The following is a 21,176-nucleotide window of genomic DNA, read 5'->3' as shown; positions in this document are numbered from 1 at the left end:
CGACAGCACGAGCACGCATAGACTGGCGGGCATGACCGGTATCCGTCACGGCACGTTCTCGACGCGGCTCGGCGAGCTGCTGCTCGTCGCCGACGGCGGCGCGCTCACGGGCGTCTACTTCGAGGGGCACAGCTATCCGCCGGCGGAGGACGCGATCGGCGACGACCTCGGCGCGGACCCCGACGACGCGCTGCTCGCGGAGGCAGCGCGGCAGCTGCGCGAGTACCTCTCGGGTGATCGGCGCGACTTCGACCTCATGCTCGCCCCCGTGGGCGATGAATCGTCTCAGCGCGTCTGGGAGATCCTGCTCGGCATCCCGTACGGCGCGACCACCACCTATGGTGCGATCGCCGATCAGCTCGGCAGTCGCGGGCTCGCGCAACGGGTCGGCCAGGCGGTCGGGCACAATCCCGTGAGCATCATCATCCCCTGCCATCGCGTGCTCGGCGCCGACGGGTCGCTCACTGGCTATGCGGGCGGGCTCGAGCGCAAGCGCTTCCTGCTCGCGCTCGAGGAGCCTCCGGCGGCGGAGTCGGACCGGCTCTTCTAGAGCACCGGCACCCCCTCCGATACAGTGAAGCAATGAGCCGCCCCGCCCCGCACTCCCCCGTCGTACCCTCTGCGATGCCGCCGAGCCTCAAGGTGCTGCTCACGCTCGCCGCGGCGGTCGTGGTGCTCGCCGGAATGTCGTTCGGGCGCGAGCTCGTCGGCCCGCTCGCGGTGGCGGCGGTCATCGTCATCATCTGCCACCCGGTGCGGTACCCGCTCGACCGGTGGGGCTGGCCGCGCTGGCTCGCGACGACCGCGGTCATCGTCGTGTCGTACGCGGTGCTGCTCGTGATGGCGCTCATGCTCGCCTACGCGGGGGCCGAGTTTACGGACCTCGCATTCGACTACGCGGGCGAGCTGCGGTCGACGGTCGATCAGGCGGTCGGCCTGCTCGCATCGGCGGGCCTCGATTCGCAGGTCTCGGACGCCGTGACCTCGATGCTGACCCCGGGTCGCATCGTGGGCCTCGTCACCTCGCTCGGCTCGAGCGCTCTCGGAGTGCTCACGACGCTGTTCTTCATCTTCGCGTACGTGCTGTTCATGGCGGCCGACGGCAGCCGCTACGGGCGCGCGCTCACCGAGTTCGGCCCGGCCGCGGCACCCGCGATGGCGCGCTTCCAGGTGTTCAACCAGGGGGTGCGCCGCTATTACGTCGTGAACGCGACCTTCGGGCTCGTCGTGGCGGTCATCGACGGCCTCGCGCTGTGGTGGCTCGGCATTCCGGCGCCGATCGTCTGGGCGATCCTCGCCTTCGTCACGAACTTCGTGCCGAACATCGGCTTCGTGCTCGGGCTCGTGCCGCCGATGCTGCTCGGGCTCGTGGTCGGCGGCTGGCCGATGATGCTCGCGGTCGTCGCGATCTACTGCGTCGTGAACGTCGTGCTGCAGGTGCTGGTGCAGCCGAAGTTCGTGAGCGACGCCGTGAATCTGAGCCTGACGCTGAGCTTCTTCTCGGTGCTGTTCTGGACGTTCATCATCGGCCCGCTCGGTGCGATCCTCTCGATCCCGCTGACCCTGCTCGCCCGGGCGCTGGTGCTCGAGAGCGACCCGAGCGCCCGGTGGCTGCGCTGGCTCTCGGGCGATGCTTCGGCGACCGAGAAGAGCGGATAAGGCTACCGCGGCCGCTGCTGCGAGCGCTGCGTCACCCAGCTGTACATGGCGACTGCGGCCGCCGATGCGGCGTTGATCGAGCGGGTCGACCCGTACTGGGTGATCTCGACGACGGCCTCGGCCGAGGCGACGGCCTCGGGCGAGAGGCCGGGCCCCTCCTGCCCGAAGAGCATGATGCAGCGTTCGGGCCAGTCGAAGGTCTCCATCGGCACGCAGCCGGGCACGTTGTCGATCGCGATGATCGGCAGGCCCTCGGCTTCGGCGCGGGCGACGAGCGCCGCGACATCCTCGTGGTGCTCGACGTGCTGGTAGCGGTCGGTGACCATGGCGCCGCGCTTGTTCCAGCGGCGGCGGCCGACGATGTGCACGGTGTCGGCGGCGAAGGCGTTCGCGCTGCGCACGATGGTGCCGATGTTCATGTCGTGCTGCCAGTTCTCGATCGCGACGTGGAACGGATGCCGCGTCTCGTCGAGGTCGGCGACGATCGCCTCCATCGTCCAGTACCGGTAGCGGTCGATCACGTTGCGTGTGTCGCCGTGCTCGAGCAGCTCGGCGTCGTAGCGCGCGGCGTCGTCGCCCGCGGGCCAGGCCTCGCGGCCGCCGGGCCAGGGGCCGACTCCGGGCCGGGGAGCCGCTTCTGCTGCAGGGTCGACGTCGCGTTCGCTCACACCCCCATTCTTCCAGCCCCGCGCTGGGGGCTCAGCCCTGCCGGTCGGTCGAGGCGGGCCGGTGCGAGAATAGGAGGCATGACATCCGTGCCTCCGAGCAGCGCGCCGAGCGGCGGTGCGCAGCTGCGAGATGCCCTCGTGATGCAGATGCTGCGCTCCGTGCGCGCGTTCGGCGACGCGCACGACCGCATGTCGGGCGGTCTCAAGCACGGCATGGATATGAACGCGAGCGACCTCGCTGCGCTGCGTCTGCTCATCATCCGCGAGGAGCAGGGCCGCAGCGTGAGCCCGAACGAGATCGCCCGGCACCTGCGCATCTCGACGGCGTCGACGACGAAGCTGCTCGACCGCCTGACGACGTCGGGGCATGTGCGCCGCGCACCCCATCCGCACGACCGCCGCGCACGGGTGATCGAACTGACCGACGCCGCGCGCGCCGAGTTCTTCCGGCTGTACGGGCCGCGCCTCGCGGCCATCCGGACCGCCCTGGCCGCGTTCGACGATGCCGAGCTCGAGGCCGCCCATCGGGTGATGGACGCGGTGAGCACGGCGCTCGACCCCGGGACCGGCGCGTCTCCCGGGGCCTCGCCCGGCACCGACTAATCGGCGAGCTCCGCCGTCAGCGCCTGCTGATATGTTTCGTGTGCGAAGACGAAGCCCGAGTCGATGAGCGCCCGGGGCCGCACGTCGGCATCGGGGAGCAGCAGCGAGTCGGCCGCGTCGCCGAGGGCGGTGCGCAGCGCCCACGCGGGCGCGGGCAGCAGGTAGGGGCGGTGCATGGCGCGGGCGAGGCCGCGGCCGATATCGTTCGCCGTGGCGGGAACCGGGCCGCAGAGATTCACGGCTCCGTCGATATCGGCGCCGATGAGATGGCGGATGGCGCGCACCTCGTCGTCGAGCGAGATCCACGGCCAGATCTGCCGACCCGAGCCGAGCGGGCCGGCGAGCCCCAGGCGCGTGAGCGTCAGCATCGGCCGCAGCACCCCGCGTCGATGCAGCAGCGGGGCCGTGCGCAGCAGCACGACGCGGCTGTGCGGCGCGACGGCGCGGGCCGCCGCCTCCCACTCCTGGCAGAGACCCGCGAGAAAAGTGGAGCCCGTCGCGCTCGACTCGTCGAGCCGCTCGCCCGGCCGGTCTCCGTAGATGCCGACGGCGGAGCCCGAGAGGAATGCCGGCGCGCCGGCACCGAGCCGCGCGAGCGCGGTCGCGAGCACGCGGGCGGGCTCGATGCGCGAACGGTGCAGCGTGCGCCGATACCCGCTGGTCCAGGGCAGCCGCGCGATGCTCGCCCCGTTCAGGCCGACGACGGCGTCGGCCCCGTCGAGCACGCCGGGGTCGAGCGGTCTGCCGTCAGTGAGCCATTCGACCTCGTCGGCGGCGCGGGCGGGCCGCCGCACGAGGCGCACGACCTCCGCGCCGTCCGCGCTGAGCGATGCCACGAGCGCCGACCCGATGAGTCCCGAAGACCCCGCGACCACCACGCGCTGCTGCGTCATGGCATTCATTCTCGTCGATCCCTGTCGCGAGCACCGCCCGGGCGACGCATCACGGCCGCTCCCAGGCTTCAACCCCGCCCGGAACGGCGGTGAAGAGCGGGTGCGGGCTCGGCTCCGCATCGTCCCACCGGGCCGCGTACTCCGGGCTGCGCTCGTGCAGCTTGCGGCCGAGATGCGCCCACTCGAAGTCGAGCTGGCCGACCGTCACCGGGATTGGCGCCGGGCTGCCCTCCGCCCGCCCGACCGGGTCGTGCAGGATGCGGTCGCGGTCGAAGCGGTAGCCGCGCGCCTGCGCCTCGTCGGCGACGGCGCCCAGGTAGGCCCCGACCGCCGCGAGCGGCGCATCGAGTTCGCGGAACCGTGCGAGCTGCGGGTGGTTGCGATAGCCGCGCGTGCGGCCCGCCAGCACGGCCTGCGCGAGCAGGGTCTCTCTCCAGCAGGCGAGCAGCCCCATGCGGTCGAGGTGGGCCGGGTGCAGCGACCAGATTCTCACGGCTCGCCCCTCCGCCACAGCTTCGAGGGCCACCAGATCGCCTTGCCGATGTCGGTCGCGAGGGCCGGCACGAGCAGGGTGCGCACGACGAAGGTGTCGAGCAGCACGCCGAACGCGACGATGAACGCGATCTGCACGAGGAAGAGGATGGGGATCACCGAGAGCGCCGCGAAGGTCGCCGCGAGCACGAGCCCCGCCGACGTGATCACGCCGCCGGTGATGGCGAGCCCCCGCTCGATGCCCTCGCGCGTGCCGTGCGCTCGGGACTCCTCGCGCACGCGCGTCATGAGGAAGATGTTGTAGTCGATGCCGAGCGCGACGAGGAAGACGAAGCCGTAGAGCGGCACGGCGGGGTCGGCGCCCGGGAACGCGACGACCCCGTTGAATACGAGCGCCGCGACTCCGAGAGCAGTGCCGAACGAGAGCACGGTGGTGACGATCAGCAGCACGGGCGCGAGCACCGAGCGCAGCAGCAGCATGAGGATCACGAGGATCACCAGCAGCACGATCGGAATGATGAGCGTCCGGTCGTGGATCGACGCCTGATTGGTGTCGACGGAGGTCGCGGTGACACCGCCGACGATCGCGTCGGCGAGGCCGGCGTCGACGAGGTCGGTGCGCAGGGCCGTGACCGTCCCGGCGGCGGCGCTCGAATCGGCGGCGTCGTCGAGCGTGCCCTGCAGCAGCACCCGGCCGTCGCGCACGGTCGGTTCGGGGGCCGGCGGCGGGCCGGCCTCGGGGCCTGCCTCGGGGCCGGCAGTGCCCGTCGCGCCTGCGGTGCTGGAGGGCGGACCGGCGGGCTGGATGCCGTCGGCCGTCACCGGCGCGCTTCCGCTCGGCGAATCCTCGCTCGCGACCGACACCGAGCCGATGCCGTCGCGGGCGAGCATCGTGTCGGCCGCCCCCTGCAGATCGTCGGCATCGGCGAGCACGTATACGGGGCTGCCCGAGCCGCCCGGGAAGTGCTTGCCGAGGATCGTCTGGCCGTCGCGGGCCTCCGACGGGCTGAGCACGAGGTCGGACTGGGGCACCCCCTGGGCGTCGAGCTGAGTGACGCCCGCCGCACCGACGACCAGCACGAGCAGCGTGATGATCCAGATGGGGCGCGGCCTGCGCCGCACCGCACCGGCGAGCCGGCGCCACACCCCGCCGCTCGGCATGCCCGCCTCGGCACGCACCGCGTCCGGTTCGAATCTCGGCCGGCGGGGCCAGTACGCGGCGCGCCCGAAGGCGAAGAGCAGCGCCGGCAGCAGGGTGAGCGCCGAGAGCATGGCGAACACGATGCCGATCGACGCGACCGGGCCGAGGGTACTGTTCGATTTGAGGTCGCTGAGCAGCAGGCAGAGGAGGCCGGCGATCACGGTGCCGCCCGAGGCGACGATCGGCTCGAAGGATCCCTTGACCGCCGCGACGATCGCAGTGCCGCGATCGTGCGTCACCCGCAGCTCCTCTCGGAAGCGCGCGACGAGCAGCAGCGAGTAGTCGGTGGCGGCGCCGATGACGAGGATGAAGAGGATGCCCTGGGTCTGGCCGCTGAGCAGCAGCACCCCCGCGTCGGCGAGGTGCCAGACGACGAACAGGGCGACGCACAGGGCGAAGAGGCTCGTGCTGAGCACGACGACCGGCAGCAGCAGCGAGCGGTACACGATGATGAGGATGACGAGCACGGCGAGCAGCGCGACGAGCAGCAGGATGCCGTCGATGCCGGCGAAGCCCGCGACGAGATCGGCGGTGAACCCGGCGGGCCCGGTGACATGCACGGAGACGCCGGCCGGGGCGGCGTCCCGCAGCTCGGTGCCGAGGCGCTGGACCGCTTCCGAGAGATCGGCATCGGCGTCGATGGGCACGAAGGCCTGGGCCGCGAGCCCGTCCTCCGACGGGATGACGGGCGAGGCGCCCGACACCATGCCGGGCACGCGTTCGGCATCGTTCAGCGCATCGCCGAGCTGCGCGAGCGCGGCGTCGTCGAGCGGGCTCTCGGACGAGAACACGACGACGGCGGGAATCTCGTCGTCGCCGAGGAAATCGGGCAGTGCCCGCTGCACCTCCGTGGCCGCGGAGGATTCAGGGAGGTAGGAGGTCTGGTCGTTCGACGACACCTCGTCGACTTTGCCGAAGAGCGGGCCGCCGAGGCCGGCGCCCACGACCCAGAGCACGATCAGCAGGGCGGGCAGGAGTATGCGCAACAGGCGAACGCCCGGTCTGCGCTGGGTGGTCGCGTGATCCCTGGCCATGGTTGCACTCCCGAAATAGTATTTAGCTAGCTAAGCTAGCTAAATACTACCTGCAGGAAGGCGGTCGCGAAACCGCTTGCGGATCGCGGCGTTCCGTGCGACAGTTGCGCGGATCGGCGGATCAGCCCCAGACGACCCCATACGTGTTCGGCTACTGGTTCGAGAACGCCGAATCGAATGCGGCCTCCGGCTGCTTCCACAGGAGCGACCTGATGCGACCGACCGCCTCGGCGGCGCCATGCAGCCGGTCCATGCCGGCGTCTTCCCATTCGATCGAGATGGGGCCCGTGTAGCCGATCGAGTTCAAGGCGCGGAAGCCGTCTTCCCAGTGCGTGTCTCCGTGCCCGGTCGACACGAAGTCCCAGCCGCGGCGCGGGTCGCCCCACGGCAGGTGCGAACCGAGCACGCCGGCGCGCCCGGTCGCCGGCCGCAGCCGGGTGTCCTTGCAGTCGACGTGGCAGATGCGATCGGCGAAGTCGACGATGAAGCCGATCGGGTCGATGCCCTGCCATACGAGGTGGCTCGGGTCCCAGTTCAGCCCGAAGGCGTGCCGATGGTCGATCGCCTCGATCGCGCGCACCGTCGTCCAGTAGTCGTACGCGATCTCGGAGGGGTGCACCTCGTGGGCGTAACGCACGCCCTCGGCATCGAACGCATCGAGGATCGGGTTCCAGCGCCGCGCGAAATCCTCATACCCGTCGTCGATGACGGATTGCGGTACGGGCGGGAACATCGCGACGTAGGGCCAGATCTTCGATCCGGTGAACCCGGTGACGACGTCGGCGCCGAGCTTCCGGGCGACGCGCGCAGCGCGCTGCATGTCCTCCGAGGCGCGCTGGCGCACCCCCTCGGCGTCGCCGTCGCCCCAGACGTAGTCGCGCAGAATAGCCTGGTGGCGGAAGTCGATGGGGTCATCGCACACGGCCTGGCCCGCGAGGTGGTTCGAGATCGCCCAGACCTTGAGCCCGTAGCGGTCGAGAATATCGAGGCGGGAGCGCAGGTAGGCGTCGTCTTCATCGGCGCGCGCGAGGTCGAGATGGTCGCCCGAGGCTGCGATCTCGAGACCGTCGTAGCCCCACTCAGAAGCGTGGCGCGCAACCTCCTCGAAGGGCATGTCGGCCCACTGGCCGGTGAAGAGTGTGACGGGGTGGGAGGCCTCGTGCGTCATGGTCGGCTGCTCCTTCGCTGCTGCAGGTCGGTGAGGAAATCGTAGGTGATGCGGGCGAGCTCGGTCTGCGTCCGGGCGAGCGGGCGCCAGATCGAGGCCGCGGTGGCGATGGTGTCGTTATCGCCGGTGAAGCTCTCGAGCGTCAAGGGGCCCGTGTAGCCGACCTCGTCGAGCGCATCGAGGAAGGCGGGCCAGTCGGTGTGATCGGGCCCTGCGGGACCACGGTCGCTGCCGCACACCTGCACGACGGCGGTGTGCTCGCCCGCGAGCCGCACGGCGTCGGCGGGCACGCGCTCCTCGATGTTCAGGTGGTAGCTGTCGAGCGCGATGCCGACGCCGCGGCCGAGCAGCGGCTCAAGCGCGTCGAGCGCCTGCTCGACGGTGTTCATGAGGCTGGTCTCGTAGCGGTTGAGCGGTTCGATGGCGAGGGTCACGCCGCGCTCGGCGGCGTACTCCGCGACCGGGGCCAACGCTGCCCGCAGCGCACCGATCGCCGAGGCGCGCGCCTCCGCGTCCATGCGCCAGACGCGACCGGTGCGGGCCGAGAAGGGACCTGCGACCGTCGGCGACCCGACGGCGACCGCGACATCGACGCAATGGCGCAGATACGCCTGCGTCGCCTCGCGCAGTTCATCCACGAGCAGATCGCGCCCCTCGCCCATGGCGCCGACGATGCGAGCTCCCATGCCGAGGCCCGCGAGCCGTTCGGCGGCGAGCCCGGGCGACCAGCCACCCGGGCTCTCGACGGGCAATTCGAGCAGGGTGTAGCCGATCGACCGCGCCGTCTGCGCGATATCGAACAGCCGGTCGTCATCGAGCGGTGACACCCACACCCAGGTGTTCACCCCCAGCTCTCGCTGCATGGTCGTCCCTTCCGCTGGTGGCGCCGTTCCCTTCGACACGCTCAGGGAACGGGGCCCGTCGTCCGGTCCGGGGACCGGGCCCCTACGCCTGTCTACGGGATCACGCGCTCTTGCCAGACGGTCGGATACCCGGGCAGGTCCTCGCCGCCGAACTTGGCGTAGTGCCCGTCGGGCATGCCCTCGTTCGCCTTCAGGTACTCGGGCAGCTCCTCGGCCGTGATGGGGCTCTGCGGCAGCACCCATTCCGTCGGCACGGCCTCGCCGGCGAAGATCTTCTGCATCGCGAGCAGCGGCGTGCGCCACTGGAAATTCGAGTAGACAGGGGCGAGGCCGGTGAGGCCGGTCTCATCCCACTTGCGCAAGAAGCTCATCTCGTCCTCACCCGTCATGACGGGGTAGTCCTTGCCGGCGTCCTCGAAGGCCTCGATGGCTGCGACGGCGCCGTCGCCAGCGTCCATCCAAATGCCCTGCACGTCGCCCTTGGCGAGTTCGTCCGAGATGATCTTCTTGATCTCCGCGGGGTCGGCACCGGTGAAGTAGTCGACCGCTTCGATGCCGTTCTCGTCGAAGATCTTCTCAGCAGCAGCCCAACGCTGCTCAAGCACGTCGACGCCGGGGAGAATGCGCAGGGCCACGACCTTGTCGCCCTCCTTCAGGTTGTCGACGAGGAACTCGGATGTGTCGATGCCCCAGGCGAACCCGCCGATCGGGTGGATGAACGTGACAGCGCAGTCGGTCTCGACGCCGCGATCGAAGACGACGACGGGCTTGCCGGTCTCGCAGGCTCGCTCGACGGCGGGCGTCATTGCGGCGGTGGAGTTCGGCGAGATGATGAAGCCGTCGCAGTTGCCCTCGGAGATGAAGTAGTCGATGTCGGCGATCTGAGTGTCGTCGCTATCCTTCGCGTCGCGGGTCTCCATCGACGAGAACGCGCCGGACTCCTGCAGCACCTTCAGCTGTTCGTTCATCGTGATCCAGCCGGTCTGGCGCCACGGGTTCGAGATCGAGGCATTGGCGAAGCAGAGCTTCTTTGCCCCTTCCGACGCGTACTCGGCCGTGTCGGTCATCGCATCGGCGTTGATGGTCTGCAGATACGGCTTGTCAGCGGGGCCCTCAGGTTCGACCGTCCGCTCCTCGTACTGCTTGTCGAAGAGCGCCTGATCGAACCAGTCGGTCGACGCCTCCTCGCTGCTCGCGGTGCTGTCGTCGGCGCTCTCCACCGAGGGATCGGTGGTGCACCCCGTCAGCAGGATCAGCGATGCCGCACCGACGAGGCACGCCGTGATGCTCAGCGATCGTTTCATGATCGGTTCTCCTTCATGTTCGGACCCGGCTCGGCACCGCTGCCGACGGGATCGGTCGACGGGGTTGCCACCGTCGGTTCTGGCCCGGAAGCCCCGGGAGTCTGTGGGTCGTGCCCTGCAGGGGTCTGTTCCGCAGGGATCGTCGCCCGCCCGCGCTTTCGCGAGGCGAAGGCCGCGCCGGAGTAGGCGACGGCCGCGATGATGATGGCGCCCTGGATGGCGTCGCGCAGCGTCGAGGGCACGGAGGTGAAGTTCAGCAGTGTGAAGAGCGTCTCGAGGGCGAAGGCGCCGGCGAGGGCTCCCCAGACCGAGCCTCGGCCGCCGCCGAGCACGACGCCGCCGAGCACGACCGCGGTGATCGCGATGAACTCGTAGCCGCGGCCGACCGAAGGGTGCACGCCCGCGTAGCCGACGAGCAGCACGCCCGCTACGGTCGACGAGAGCGACGAGAGCACGAACGCCCACGTCTTCGTCAGCCAGACCGAGGCTCCGGCGAATTCGCCCGCCGCCGGATTATCGCCGATCGCGATGAGAGTGCGGCCGAAGGGGCGGCGCGAGAGCCGGGCGGCGATGGCCATGGCCGCGACGAGCACGATGACGGCCCACGGCAGCATGCCGATGACGGGCAGGTCGGTGATGCCGCCGCGGCCGATCTGGCGGAACGAGTCGGCCGGGTTGCCGGTCGCGGCCCCGCCCGTCCACCACATGACGCCGCCGTAGAGCACGAGCATCATGCCGAGGGTGACGATGAACGACGGTACCTTGAGCAGCGTGGTGACGAGACCGTTGACGATGCCGACGAGCACACCGAGCACGACGAGCAGCAGCAGTACCGGCAGCGACTTCGCGTCGTCCTGTCCGATGAGGGTGCCGGCGAGTACGACCTGCGTCGTGACGAGCGAGCCCTGCGACAGGTCGAACTCGCCGCTCACGATGACGAAGTACTGCCCGATCGCGACGATGGCGATGGGGGCGACGCGCTGGATGTAGCGCAGCAACTGCCCGGGTTCGGCGAACGACGGGTTCAGCGCCGTGACGGCGATGAGCAGCACGATGAGCAGCAGGAAGACGGCGCCCTTGGGGCTCACGAGCGTGCGGGCGAAGGCGCGTGCGTTCATCGCGCACCTCCCTCGGCCTCGGCGGTCTCGGAGACCAACGCCGATTGGGGCACCGGCGCGATGCCGCCCGATCTCGTGAAGCGCTCGCGCCTGGCGACGACGCGGCGGCGCGAGTACACAGCGACCGCGATGACGATGACGGCGCCGCGCACCACATCTTTCAGGAACGGGTTCACCTGCAGCACGCTCATGAGGTTGTCGAGCACCGCGAAGATCGCAACGCCGCCGACCGTGCCCCAGATCGAACCGCGCCCGCCCGAGAGCAGGGTGCCGCCGAGCACGACCGCCGCGATCGACAGCAAGTCGTAGCCGCCCTGCACGCCGACGGTCGGGCTGCCGGTGCCGAGACGGCTGGCGAGCAGCAGGCCCGCGATCCCTGCGAAGACCGAGCAGATGACGTGCGCCCAGATGAGCGGCGCCTGGGTGCGCACGCCCGAGAGCCTCGCGACCTCGCTGTTGCCGCCGACCGCGAAGAGGTGGTGGCCGAAGCCGCTGCGGGCGAGCAGGAAGGCCACGACGGCGGCGAGCGCGAGCATCACGATCGTCGAGACGGGCACGGGGCCGACGCCCGTGGCGCCGAAGAGCTGGAACGCCCACGGCACCTCGCCCTCTGTGCCCTTGTAGTTCGTGTCGAGGTAGCCCTTGAGGATGAGGCCGATGCCGAGCGTCGCGACGAAGCCGTGCACCCTGAGATAGGTGACGATGAGCCCGCTCGCGAGGCCGATCACGGCCGAGACGCCGAGCGCCAGCGCCACGGCGGGCACGATCATGGCGGTGCTGCCGTGCATGGTCTGGGCGGCGATGAGGCTCGAGAGACTCACGACGTAGGGCACCGAGAGGTCGAGCGACCCGCCGAGGATCACGAGCGTCTGCCCGATCGCGACGAAGCCGAGCACGCTCATTCCGGTGAGGATGTCGCGGATGCTGCCGGGGCTGAAGAGGTTGCGCCCGGCGGTCGCGACGAGCACGGCGCTCAAGGCGAGCACCGCGATCAGGGCGATGTAGACGATCACCGTCGTATCGAGGCCCCGCAGTCGCGCACCGATGCGGTTCATCGTTCGCCTCCCTCGTCGGTCGTAGGCCGGTCGGTCACGGGCTGTGCACCCGGGGGTGCTGCTTCTGCAGCTTCTGCGCCCGTGGCGAGGGCCAGCACGCGCTCCTCCGTGGGCGCGGCGGGCAACTCGCCCGCGATGCGGCCGTCGCGCATCACGAGAATGCGGTCGGCCATGCCGATCACCTCGGGGAGCTCGCTCGAGACGAGCAGGATAGCGACACCCGACTTCGCGAGCTCGCGGATGAGCTGGTAGACGGCGACCTTCGCACCGACGTCGATGCCGCGCGTCGGCTCGTCGAGCAGCACCACGCGCGGCGCGGTCGCGAGCCACTTCGCGAGCACGACCTTCTGCTGGTTGCCGCCCGAGAGCGCCTGCACCTCCTGCTTCAGACCCTGGCTCACCAGTTCGAGCGATGAGAACACTCCAGGGATCTCCGCGCGCTTCGCCCGGGTGCGCCCCGGGAAGACGCTGCGGATCGCGAGCAGCGCGTTGTCGAGGATCGACTGGCCCAGCGCGAGGCCGGTGCCTTTGCGATCCTCCGTGACGAGAGCGATGCCTCGGCCCACGGCCTGGCGCGGTGCGGCGATGCGTGCGCGCTCGCCGTCGATCTGCAGTTCACCGCGGGTGAAGGGCGCGGCACCGAAGACGGCATGGGCGAGCTCGGTGCGGCCCGACCCCTGGAGACCCGACAGCCCCACCACCTCACCGGCGCGCAGCTCGAGATCGATGCCGTCGAGCTGCGTGTTGCCGCCGCCGCGCACCTCGACGACCGGGGCACCGATCTCGGTGCCGGGCACGGGGTCGGGGAAGAATGCGCTGATGGGGCGGCCGACCATGCGCCGTACGAGCGTCGGCTGGTCAAGATCCGAAGCGGGATCGCATGAGACGAGCGCGCCGTCCTTCATGACGGTGATGGTGTCGCAGAGATCGAAGATCTCTTTCAACCGGTGCGAGACGTAGAGAATGGCGACTCCGCGATCGCGCAGGCGGCGGATCACGCGATAGAGGATCGCTACCTCGTGGTCGGCGAGGGCGGCGGTCGGCTCGTCCATCGAGATGACGGCGGCGTCGACCGAGAGGGCCTTCACAATCTCGACGATCTGCTGCTCGGCGACCGTCAGGCTGCCGACCCGGGCGTCGGGCGCGATGCCCGCGATGCCGAGGTCGTCGAGCAGTTCGGCGGTCGCGCGATGCATCGCCGCGACGTCGACGAGACCGAACCGGCGCGGCTCGCGGCCGAGGAACACGTTCTGGGCGACCGTGCGGTCGGCGAGCAGGTTGAACTCCTGGAACACCGTGGCGACGCCCGCCGCGGCCGCCTCGACAGGGTGACCGAAGTCGACGACTTCGCCGCGCAGTCTGACCTCCCCGCCGTCGCGCCGGTGCACGCCCGCGATGATCTTCATCAGCGTCGACTTGCCGGCGCCGTTCTCGCCGACGAGGCCGTGCACCGAGCCGGGTACGAGGTCGATCGAGACGCCGTGCAACACCTCGACGCCGTAGAACTGTTTGCGGGCATCGGTCACAGAGAGCACCGGAGCGGACCCGGCCTGCACGGGGACCCGCGTCTGCGCGGCTGTCGGCGTCATGCTCCGCTCACCTCCACCCAGGAGCCGCTCGCCGCCGAGGCGAGCACGGCGTCGGTGATGACCGCGGCGCGCGCGCCGTCGGCGAAGGTGGGCAGGCCCTCGCGGTGCTCGCCTCGCACGACGGCATAGGCGTCATCGACGAACGAGTTGAACGCATCCTGATAGCCCTGCGCATGACCGCTCGGCACCTTCGACAGGCGCGCGGCGTCGGGGGCGAGGGTGTCGGTGTCGCGACGCAGAAGCAATGAGTGGCCGCGGCGACCGACCCAGAGCCGCTCCGGGTCCTCCTGCTCGAAGCAGAGAGTCTCGCGCGCGCCCGAGATCTCGAGCACGAGCCCGTTCTTGCGTCCCGGGGCGACCTGCGACACGAGCAGCGTACCGATTCCGCCTCCCGCGAGCTCGACTGCGAGCGCCACCGAATCCTCGGTCTGCACCGTGTGGCCCCCGCGCTCGGGATGCACCGTGCGCGTCGTTGCGACGAGCCTGGAAATGCGGTCGCCGCTCACGAATTCGACGAGATCGACGAGGTGGGAGCCGATATCTGCGAAGGCCCGTGAAGGCCCGCCGGTGTCAACGCCGACGCGCCAGTTGTCGTCCTCCGCCGCGAGCATCCAATCCTGCAGATAGCGCCCCGACACCGTGAGCACGGCGCCGGCTTCGCCCGCGGCGATGCGGGCCCGCGCTTCGCGTACCATCGGGTGGTAGCGATAGACGAAGGGTACGGCGCCCGGCCGCCCCGCTTCATCGGCCTCTGCGGCGAGCGCCAGCGCGTCGGCCGCGTTCGTCGCGAGAGGCTTCTCGCAGATCACGTGGGCGCCCGCGCGGATCGCGGCGCGTGCGTACGAGACATGGCTCGGGTTCGGCGTGCACACGTGGACGAGGGGCAGCCTCGCCGCGATCAGCTCGTCTGCGGCGAGCGCCCGCTCGTAGCCGTACTCGGTCGCGGCCCGCGTCGCGCTCGCATCGGTCGAGGCCGCGATCGCGTCGAGCCGCGCACCAGCGAGGCGCGCGGCGATCGAGTGGGTGCGCGCCATGAACCCCGCGCCGATCATGCCGATGCGTCGGTCGGGTCGTGACAGCTCTGTCTGGCTGGGCATGCCCCCATTGTGCTGGCATCGCAACCACTTTTGTCAAGTCTTCTTCATAAGTGATCAAACTGTTACCAACTTTCATCTGTGCTTAACTGAAAGGGTGCTTCAGCCCTCAGCCCAGAACGGCGCCTCGCTCTCGACGGCGGGCGGCCTGCTGCAGTTGCTGCGCGACGGCAGACCGGTCACCCGGGCGAACCTCGCGCACCTCACCGGCCTCTCCCGACCCACGATCAGCCAGCGCATCGACCAGTTGCTCGAGCTCGGGCTCATCGCCCCCGTCGAAGACGCGGCGTCGACGGGCGGCAGGCCCTCGTCGCAGGTCGCCTTCAATCCCCGGGCGTCAGTCGTCATCGCGGCCGACCTCGGAGCGCTGCACGCCCGCATCGCGATCACCGATCTCGGCGGCGAGCTGCTCGCCGAGACGTCGGCGCAGCGCGACATCGCCGACGGCCCCGATGCGGCCATCGCCTGGATTCTGCGCACCGCCGCCGATCTGCTCCCGGCGCTCGGCTACACGACGCAACAGGTCGCCGGCATCGGCATCGGCGTGCCCGGCCCCGTCGAATTCTCGACCGGGCGCCCCATCAACCCGCCCATCATGCCGGGCTGGGACCGCTTCGACATTCCGGCCGCGGTGCGTACCGAGTTCGATGCCCCCGTGCTCGTCGACAACGACGTGAACATCATGGCGCTCGGCGAGCAGAGCACCGCCTGGCCCGAGGTCTCCGATCTCATCTTCGTCAAGGTCGCGAGCGGCATCGGCGCGGGCGTCATCTCGGGCGGCTCGCTGCGGCGCGGCGCCAACGGAGCCGCGGGAGACATCGGCCATGTCGCACTCGCCCGCGCAGCCGAGACCCCCTGCCCCTGCGGCAACCGCGGCTGCCTCGAGGCCGTCGCCTCGGGTCGCGCACTGGCCCGAGCGCTCAGCACACCCGAGGCTCCGCTCGCGCGGCCGAGCGACGTCGTCGCGCTCGCCAAGGCCGGCGATGTCTCGGCGGTCCAGGCGATCCGCCAGGCCGGCCGCGACGTCGGCGAGGTACTCACCGCCTGCGTCAGCCTCATGAACCCGTCGACGATCGTCATCGGCGGTGCCATGGCGCAGGCGGCCGAGCACCTGCTCGCCGGGGTGCGCGAGGTCGTCTACGCCCGGTCGATCCCGCTGTCGACCGAGCAGCTCACGATCGCGCCGTCGCGCGCGGCCGGCAATGCGGCGCTCTTCGGCGCCGCGCAGCTCGCCATCGACGCCGCGCTGTCGCCCGAACGCATCGCCGCAGCGCTCGACGCCTGACGGCCGCCGCTCAGCCCAGGATGCGCCGCAGCTCCTCCACGAAGCGCGCGATGGTCTCGCGAGCATCGGCCTCCGCCTGCGCCGACGCTTCAGGCCGATTCATGTAGCCGTGCACGGTGCCCGCCTGCACGCTCTCGATGACCGGAACGGTCGCCCCGCGCAGTTGCTCCGCGAACTGCTCGGCCGAGGCGCGCAGTTCGTCGGCATCGGCGTTCACGATCACCGTCGGGGGAAGCAGGGCGAGGCGGCTCGACTCGAGCTCGCCCGCGATCAGCTCGCCGGTCGCATCCGCCGCATCTGCCGGGCCATCCGCGCCCGGCTCGCCCAGATAGAAGCCGTACATGTCGGCGATGCGGGCGGGGCGGAAGCGGCGCTGCTCGGGCAGCTCGGCCACCGCATCGGCGATCGATGCATCCTCCCGCTGCACCCGGTGCAGGGTCGGGTACTCGAGCACCAGGGCATCCGCCGCCCGCACTGCGGCACCCGGCAGCGACGTCGCGGCACTCGATGCCGCGGCGCGATCGGCCTGCCCGAGCGCTGCGAGCACCGCGAGGTGCGCCCCGGCGCTCGCGCCGCCGACCACGAGCGGCCCTTCGCTATTCGCGGCGACCCACTCGACCACGGCGCCGAGATCGTTCACAGGCGCGGGCGCCTTCACCGTGTCGCTCGCGAGCGCGTAGTCGACCGAGTAGACCCGCACGCCGGCCTCGGCGAAGCGCAGCGCGACCCAGTCGGCCTCCGGCCAGTCGAGCCCGCCGTGCACGAACGATCCGCCGTGCGCCCACACGAGCGTCGCCCACGGCGCTCCGCTCGGCACGTACGACCGCACCGTCACCGCGTCGGAGCCGACGCGGTTCACGCCGTCGGCAGCGGTCACGACGTGCGTATCGCCGTCGGCGCCAGCGGCGGGCCCGGGCACCTCGAACTCGCGCACCTCGACGCTCGCCGCACGGATATCGGCGCGGATGCCGGCGGCCTCGCCGCCCCGCCCGTCGCTCGACCCGCCGCCAGGCCCGCCGGCGGTCTCGCCGCGGCCCGGCCGTCCGGGGCCCGCAAGCGCCGCCGCGATGAGCACGGCGATGACGACCAGGGCCGAAACGAGCAGCCCGAAGATCGTCGCCGATCCCTGTCGCCCCGCCCACCGCTGCTGCACGGGCACAGTCTACGTCAGCCGCGCCGCGGCACCGCTGGCGCGTCGCCTCGAGAAGCCGCCGCACCTGCGCATCATGCCCGGCCCCGCCAGTCCGCGAGCCCGACCGGGTCGTCGGTGACCACGAAGTCGACACCGCGATCGTTCGCCGCAGCCCATCGTTTCTCGGAGTTGAGCGTGTAGGCGAGCGTGCCGATGCCGAAGCCCTGCGCACGGTCCATGAGGGCCGGGCGGGCGTAGAGCAGCTTCGTTCGTGCGCCGATCGCCGACACCTGCAGCTGCGCAGCGCGCTCCACGATCGTCGGGGTCCACTCGCGGGTCAGCATGACGAGCGCGAACTCGGGCGCCTCCTCGCGCAGCACCTCGAGCATGCCGAGGTCGAACGACTGCAGCGCGACGCGGTTCACCATGCCTCGCGCCCGCAGCAGATCAAGCGCGGCCTGCACCTGCTCGAGGCGCCACTCCCCCTTCAGTTCGACGAGCGCCCGCGCCGGCGTACCGTCGATCTCGGCCGCGAACTCCTCGAGCGTGGGCACCGGCTCGCCCGCGAACTCGGCGCTGAACCAGCCGCCCGCATCGAGCGTCTTCACCTCGGCGAGCGTGAGCTGCGCGATCGGCCCCCAGCCGTTGGTGGTGCGCTCGACGGTCGGGTCGTGCATGAGCACCGGCACGCCGTCGGCGGTGAGCTGCGCGTCGACTTCGAGAAATTCGACGCCCTGTGCGATGCCGGCGCGCGCCGCAGCGAGCGTGTTCTCAGGAGCGACGGCTGCGGCGCCGCGGTGGGCGATGATGCCGATGCCCTCGCTGCTCTGCAGGGCCCCGGGCAGCGCGAGCGGGCTCACGGCCGCCGCGTACGGATTCGCCCCGAACACGGCGATGAACACCGCGATGACGAGCATTTGGAACGGCATCGCTCGACCTCCCCTCGCTGCACCGCGCCGGAATCCCGGGCCGCTGCGAGCGGGGGTCGGCACGAATGCCGCGCGGCCCGTCGAGCGCTCCGGTGCCCCACAGCATAGCGAAGATCGTTACCGTTCTGTGATAATTTTTTCGCCAGGGATCACCTCCCTGTGCACCTACGCGCCGGCGACTGTGAGCCGCGCGACCTCCTCGGCCGTCAGCTCGAGCTCGAGCGCGGCGAGCAGCGCCGGCAGCTGCTCGAGGTTCCGCGCGCTCGCGATGGGCGCCGCGACCGTGGGCTGCGCGCGCAGCCACGCGAGCGAGACCGTCGCGGGGGCGACGCCGTGCGCCGCCGAGATGCTGTCGAGCTCCGCGAGCACCGCGCGGCCGCGGTCGTCGAGGTAGTGCGCCGCCTCGCTCGCGCGCGGACTCGCCCCTGCGCCGCTCGCATCGGCCGCGTCGCGGTATTTGCCGGCGAGGAAGCCCTTCGCGAGCGAGAAGTAGGTGAACACCGAGAGCCCGGCGGCCTCGGCCGCGGCCTGCAGCCCGTTCGTCTCGAACTTCCGCTCGACGAGGTTGTAGTGCGGCTGCAGCGCGACGGGCAGGTGGTAGCCGCCCTCGCGCGAGATGCGCATCCACTCCTCGAGCCGCTCGGCGGTGTAGTTCGAGACGCCGATCGCGCGCACCTTGCCCGCGTCGACGAGCTCCGAGAACGCCGCGATGGTCTCTTCGAGCGGCGTCTCGGGGTCGTCGAAATGGGCGTAGTAGAGGTCGATGCGGTCGGTGCCGAGCCGCGACAGCGAGGCGTCGGCCGCACGGCGCACGTTGTCGCCCGCGAGGCCCGAGAACTCGGGGTGGGTCGAGACCTTCGTGGCGAGTACGACATCGTTGCGCCGGCCGCGCTGCGCGAACCATTCGCCGATGATCGTCTCGGATTCGCCGCCCTGGTTGCCCGGCACCCAGTGCGAGTACCCGTCGGCCGTGTCGACGAAGTCGCCGCCGCCTTCGAGGAACGCGTCGAGCACCGCGAACGAGGCATCGCGATCGGCGGTCCAGCCGAACACGTTGCCGCCGAGGGCCAGAGGTGCGATTTCGAGTTCCGATGAGCCGATGGTGGTGCGCGCGATGGTCATGCCTCCGACGCTAGCAATTCCGGCCGCCCGTGGCAGCGATCCGTCCGAATGTTTCACGGGATTCCCATCGTCCCGCACCCATGACTTGGTTTGTTGTATCGAGTTCAACTAATGTGTTCCGCATGAACGCAACCATCACTCGCGCGCCCGTGCGCATGGTCGCCGCGGGCTTCGACCCCGATTTCGTCCCCTACGAGCACGGGCTGAACCTGCAGGCCGAGGCGGTGGCCGGCATCCGCGACCGCGGCGAGCGCGGCACCCTGCTGCTGCTCGAGCACGAAGCCGTGTACACGGCGGGCCGACGGGCCCTCCCCGAGGAGTACCCGCACGACGCCACTCCGGTCGTGGCGGTCGATCGGGGCGGCAAGGTCACCTGGCACGGACCGGGCCAGCTCGTGGCGTATCCCGTCGTGCGGCTGCGCAACACGCTCGGCGTCGTCGACTTCGTGCGATCCCTGGAGCGCGTCATCATCGACACCGTCGCCGAGTTCGGGGTCACCGGTTTTCGCGTCGAGGGCCGCGCCGGCGTCTGGACCGACGCGGGCGACCCGACCCCGTCGAAGGTCGCCCAGATCGGCATCCACACGAGCGACGGCATCGTCACCCACGGCATCGCCATCAACTGCTCGAACGACCTCGCCCCGTTCGCGAACTTCGTGCCCTGCGGCATCTCGGACGCCGGGGTCACCACGCTGAGCCTCCTCACGGGGCGCCCCATCACCCCCGCCGATGTCGCCGAGACCCTGCACTCGCACCTGTCGGCCGCGATCGAGGAGGTCGCCGCATGAGCGTCCAGATCCTGCCGTCTACCGGCGCCCGCCCCGAACCCGAGAACCGCAAGCTGCTGCGCGTCGAGGCGCGCAACGCCGAGACCCCCATCGAGCGCAAGCCTTCGTGGATCAAGGCGAAGGCGAAATTCGGCCCCGAGTACCGCGAGGTGCAGTCGCTCGTGAAGAGCGAGGGCCTGCACACCGTCTGCCAGGAGGCCGGCTGCCCCAACATCTACGAGTGCTGGGAGGATCGCGAGGCGACCTTCCTCATCGGCGGCTCCATCTGCACGCGCCGCTGCGACTTCTGCATGATCACGAGCGGCAAACCGCTGCCCCTCGACCTCGACGAGCCCCGCCGCGTCGCCGAATCCGTGCGCACCATGGGCCTGCGCTACGCGACGATCACCGGCGTCACCCGCGACGACCTGCCCGACACGGGCGCCTGGCTCTACGCCGAGACCATCCGGCAGATCCACGAGCTCAACCCGGGCTCGGGCGTCGAGTGCCTCGCCGACGACCTCGGCGGCCGCCCCGAAGACCTCGCGCAGGTGTTCGAGGCCGGGCCCGAGGTGTTCGCGCACAACCTCGAGACCGTGCCGCGCATCTTCCGGCGCATCCGCCCCGGCTTCCGCTACGAGCGCTCGCTCGAGGTCATCACGCAGGCGCAGGCCGCCGGAATGGTCACGAAGTCGAACCTCATCCTCGGCATGGGCGAGGAGCGCCGGGAGATCACCGACACCATGCGCGAGCTGCGCGACGCGGGCTGCGACATCATCACGCTCACGCAGTACCTGCGCCCCTCGAAGCTGCACCACCCGATCGACCGCTGGGTGCGCCCCGAGGAGTTCGTCGAGCTGAAGCACGAGGCCGACGAGATGGGCTTCTCGGGCGTGCTCGCGGGCCCGATGGTGCGCTCGTCGTACCGCGCCGGCCGGCTGTGGGCGCAGACCATGGCCGCGAAGGGCATCCCGGTGCCCGAGCACCTGCAGCACCTCGCCGAGCGCGCGGCGGAGTCGTTCCCCCAGGCGGTGTGAGTCGGCTCGGGCGCCGGCCTCCGGCCCGGCCCGGCCCCCGGCCCCCTGCCCCCGTGCCCCGTGCCCCGGTGCTGCCCCCTGCCCCTCCCCCTGCCCCCTTCTTCCCCATTATTACCCCGGGCGAGCGTGCAGCCGAGTAACGAACGTGCAGCCGGCTTACCGT

20 protein-coding genes are annotated in these 21,176 nt (G+C 70.7%); 6 read left to right on the top strand and 14 right to left on the bottom strand.

Going from position 1 to position 21,176, the window contains the following annotated elements:
• The first annotated feature begins 31 nt into the window (after positions 1–31).
• Complete coding sequence (locus tag ACUYTF_RS06160; RefSeq protein WP_434141942.1) at positions 32–550, top strand: methylated-DNA--[protein]-cysteine S-methyltransferase; 519 nt, start codon at positions 32–34, stop codon at positions 548–550.
• Between the two features lie 32 nt (positions 551–582).
• Positions 583–1,659: an AI-2E family transporter gene (locus ACUYTF_RS06155; protein ID WP_434141943.1), complete on the top strand. Its 1,077-nt coding sequence runs from the start codon at positions 583–585 to the stop codon at positions 1,657–1,659.
• Positions 1,660–1,661: 2 nt separating this feature from the next.
• Here ACUYTF_RS06155 and ACUYTF_RS06150 read toward each other — a convergent pair whose 3' ends face one another.
• Positions 1,662–2,327: a TrmH family RNA methyltransferase gene (locus ACUYTF_RS06150; protein ID WP_434141945.1), complete on the bottom strand. Its 666-nt coding sequence runs from the start codon at positions 2,325–2,327 to the stop codon at positions 1,662–1,664.
• A 78-nt stretch (positions 2,328–2,405) separates the two neighbouring features.
• On the opposite strand from ACUYTF_RS06150, the gene ACUYTF_RS06145 reads away from it, so the two are divergent.
• Positions 2,406–2,930: a MarR family transcriptional regulator gene (locus ACUYTF_RS06145; protein WP_434141946.1), complete on the top strand. Its 525-nt coding sequence runs from the start codon at positions 2,406–2,408 to the stop codon at positions 2,928–2,930.
• Here ACUYTF_RS06145 and ACUYTF_RS06140 read toward each other — a convergent pair.
• From ACUYTF_RS06140 to ACUYTF_RS06095, 10 genes are all read right to left on the bottom strand, one after another.
• A complete protein-coding gene (locus ACUYTF_RS06140) occupies positions 2,927–3,823 on the bottom strand; it encodes a TIGR01777 family oxidoreductase (protein ID WP_434141947.1) in 897 nt (298 codons plus the stop codon). The genes ACUYTF_RS06145 and ACUYTF_RS06140 overlap by 4 nt on opposite strands.
• A gap of 49 nt (positions 3,824–3,872) precedes the next feature.
• Positions 3,873–4,316, bottom strand: a complete 444-nt coding sequence (locus ACUYTF_RS06135) for a pyrimidine dimer DNA glycosylase/endonuclease V (RefSeq protein WP_434141948.1) — start codon at positions 4,314–4,316, stop codon at positions 3,873–3,875.
• Entirely contained in the window at positions 4,313–6,550 is a 2,238-nt protein-coding gene (locus tag ACUYTF_RS06130) for an MMPL family transporter (protein WP_434141949.1), read from the bottom strand. Before ACUYTF_RS06130 ends, ACUYTF_RS06135 begins: the two co-directional genes overlap by 4 nt.
• A 151-nt stretch (positions 6,551–6,701) precedes the next feature.
• Positions 6,702–7,718 carry a TIM barrel protein gene (locus ACUYTF_RS06125; protein ID WP_434141950.1) on the bottom strand — a complete coding sequence of 339 codons (1,017 nt, stop codon included), beginning with the start codon at positions 7,716–7,718 and terminating at the stop codon, positions 6,702–6,704.
• Positions 7,715–8,581: a TIM barrel protein gene (locus tag ACUYTF_RS06120; RefSeq protein ID WP_434141951.1), complete on the bottom strand. Its 867-nt coding sequence runs from the start codon at positions 8,579–8,581 to the stop codon at positions 7,715–7,717. The genes ACUYTF_RS06125 and ACUYTF_RS06120 overlap by 4 nt, the downstream gene beginning before the upstream one ends.
• Positions 8,582–8,673: 92 nt before the next feature.
• Positions 8,674–9,885: a substrate-binding domain-containing protein gene (locus ACUYTF_RS06115; RefSeq protein ID WP_434141952.1), complete on the bottom strand. Its 1,212-nt coding sequence runs from the start codon at positions 9,883–9,885 to the stop codon at positions 8,674–8,676.
• Positions 9,882–11,003 carry an ABC transporter permease subunit gene (locus tag ACUYTF_RS06110; protein WP_434141953.1) on the bottom strand — a complete coding sequence of 374 codons (1,122 nt, stop codon included), beginning with the start codon at positions 11,001–11,003 and terminating at the stop codon, positions 9,882–9,884. The genes ACUYTF_RS06115 and ACUYTF_RS06110 overlap by 4 nt, the downstream gene beginning before the upstream one ends.
• Complete coding sequence (locus ACUYTF_RS06105) at positions 11,000–12,058, bottom strand: ABC transporter permease subunit (RefSeq protein ID WP_434141954.1); 1,059 nt, start codon at positions 12,056–12,058, stop codon at positions 11,000–11,002. The genes ACUYTF_RS06110 and ACUYTF_RS06105 overlap by 4 nt, the downstream gene beginning before the upstream one ends.
• Entirely contained in the window at positions 12,055–13,647 is a 1,593-nt protein-coding gene (locus tag ACUYTF_RS06100) for an ATP-binding cassette domain-containing protein (protein ID WP_434141955.1), read from the bottom strand. Before ACUYTF_RS06100 ends, ACUYTF_RS06105 begins: the two co-directional genes overlap by 4 nt.
• Positions 13,644–14,744 (bottom strand): Gfo/Idh/MocA family protein, encoded by a 1,101-nt coding sequence (locus tag ACUYTF_RS06095; RefSeq protein WP_449279490.1) that lies wholly within the window; start codon positions 14,742–14,744, stop codon positions 13,644–13,646. The genes ACUYTF_RS06100 and ACUYTF_RS06095 overlap by 4 nt, the downstream gene beginning before the upstream one ends.
• Positions 14,745–14,838: 94 nt before the next feature.
• On the opposite strand from ACUYTF_RS06095, the gene ACUYTF_RS06090 reads away from it, so the two are divergent.
• A complete protein-coding gene (locus tag ACUYTF_RS06090) occupies positions 14,839–16,026 on the top strand; it encodes an ROK family protein (protein WP_434141958.1) in 1,188 nt (395 codons plus the stop codon).
• 10 nt (positions 16,027–16,036) lie between these two features.
• Here the strand turns inward: ACUYTF_RS06090 and ACUYTF_RS06085 are convergent, their stop codons facing one another.
• The 3 genes from ACUYTF_RS06085 to ACUYTF_RS06075 form a co-directional block, all read right to left on the bottom strand.
• On the bottom strand, positions 16,037–17,179 hold the full coding sequence (locus ACUYTF_RS06085) for an alpha/beta hydrolase fold domain-containing protein (RefSeq protein ID WP_434141959.1): 1,143 nt from the start codon (positions 17,177–17,179) through the stop codon (positions 16,037–16,039).
• Positions 17,180–17,250: 71 nt separating this feature from the next.
• Complete coding sequence (locus ACUYTF_RS06080; protein ID WP_434141961.1) at positions 17,251–18,087, bottom strand: glycerophosphodiester phosphodiesterase family protein; 837 nt, start codon at positions 18,085–18,087, stop codon at positions 17,251–17,253.
• Between the two features lie 165 nt (positions 18,088–18,252).
• Positions 18,253–19,209, bottom strand: coding sequence for an aldo/keto reductase (locus ACUYTF_RS06075; RefSeq protein WP_434141962.1), 957 nt, complete (start codon positions 19,207–19,209; stop codon positions 18,253–18,255).
• A 122-nt stretch (positions 19,210–19,331) separates the two neighbouring features.
• Here ACUYTF_RS06075 and lipB point away from each other — a divergent pair, with 122 nt between their 5' ends.
• Positions 19,332–19,997 (top strand): lipoyl(octanoyl) transferase LipB, encoded by a 666-nt coding sequence (lipB, locus tag ACUYTF_RS06070; protein WP_434141963.1) that lies wholly within the window; start codon positions 19,332–19,334, stop codon positions 19,995–19,997.
• Positions 19,994–21,013, top strand: coding sequence for a lipoyl synthase (gene lipA / locus ACUYTF_RS06065; protein WP_434141965.1), 1,020 nt, complete (start codon positions 19,994–19,996; stop codon positions 21,011–21,013). Before lipB ends, lipA begins: the two co-directional genes overlap by 4 nt.
• Positions 21,014–21,176 lie beyond the last annotated feature (163 nt).

The sequence above is a fragment of the Leucobacter sp. GX0328 genome, from assembly GCF_053567315.1.
Note: the sequence above shows the minus strand (reverse complement) of the source record. Positions and strands in the feature narration are given on the sequence as shown.

Bases quoted from the DNA above. Each gene is read 5' to 3' on its own strand.
- ACUYTF_RS06110 (WP_434141953.1), bottom strand. From the start codon at position 11,003: ATGAACGCACGCGCCTTCGCCCGCACGCTCGTGAGCCCCAAGGGCGCC.
- ACUYTF_RS06080 (WP_434141961.1), bottom strand. From the start codon at position 18,087: ATGCCGTTCCAAATGCTCGTCATCGCGGTGTTCATCGCCGTGTTCGGG.
- ACUYTF_RS06095 (WP_449279490.1), bottom strand. From the start codon at position 14,744: ATGCCCAGCCAGACAGAGCTGTCACGACCCGACCGACGCATCGGCATG.
- lipB (WP_434141963.1), top strand. From the start codon at position 19,332: ATGAACGCAACCATCACTCGCGCGCCCGTGCGCATGGTCGCCGCGGGC.
- lipA (WP_434141965.1), top strand. From the start codon at position 19,994: ATGAGCGTCCAGATCCTGCCGTCTACCGGCGCCCGCCCCGAACCCGAG.
- ACUYTF_RS06105 (WP_434141954.1), bottom strand. From the start codon at position 12,058: ATGAACCGCATCGGTGCGCGACTGCGGGGCCTCGATACGACGGTGATC.
- ACUYTF_RS06115 (WP_434141952.1), bottom strand. From the start codon at position 9,885: ATGAAACGATCGCTGAGCATCACGGCGTGCCTCGTCGGTGCGGCATCG.
- ACUYTF_RS06145 (WP_434141946.1), top strand. From the start codon at position 2,406: ATGACATCCGTGCCTCCGAGCAGCGCGCCGAGCGGCGGTGCGCAGCTG.
- ACUYTF_RS06140 (WP_434141947.1), bottom strand. From the start codon at position 3,823: ATGACGCAGCAGCGCGTGGTGGTCGCGGGGTCTTCGGGACTCATCGGG.
- ACUYTF_RS06100 (WP_434141955.1), bottom strand. From the start codon at position 13,647: ATGACGCCGACAGCCGCGCAGACGCGGGTCCCCGTGCAGGCCGGGTCC.
- ACUYTF_RS06130 (WP_434141949.1), bottom strand. From the start codon at position 6,550: ATGGCCAGGGATCACGCGACCACCCAGCGCAGACCGGGCGTTCGCCTG.
- ACUYTF_RS06155 (WP_434141943.1), top strand. From the start codon at position 583: ATGAGCCGCCCCGCCCCGCACTCCCCCGTCGTACCCTCTGCGATGCCG.
- ACUYTF_RS06125 (WP_434141950.1), bottom strand. From the start codon at position 7,718: ATGACGCACGAGGCCTCCCACCCCGTCACACTCTTCACCGGCCAGTGG.
- ACUYTF_RS06160 (WP_434141942.1), top strand. From the start codon at position 32: ATGACCGGTATCCGTCACGGCACGTTCTCGACGCGGCTCGGCGAGCTG.
- ACUYTF_RS06120 (WP_434141951.1), bottom strand. From the start codon at position 8,581: ATGCAGCGAGAGCTGGGGGTGAACACCTGGGTGTGGGTGTCACCGCTC.
- ACUYTF_RS06075 (WP_434141962.1), bottom strand. From the start codon at position 19,209: ATGACCATCGCGCGCACCACCATCGGCTCATCGGAACTCGAAATCGCA.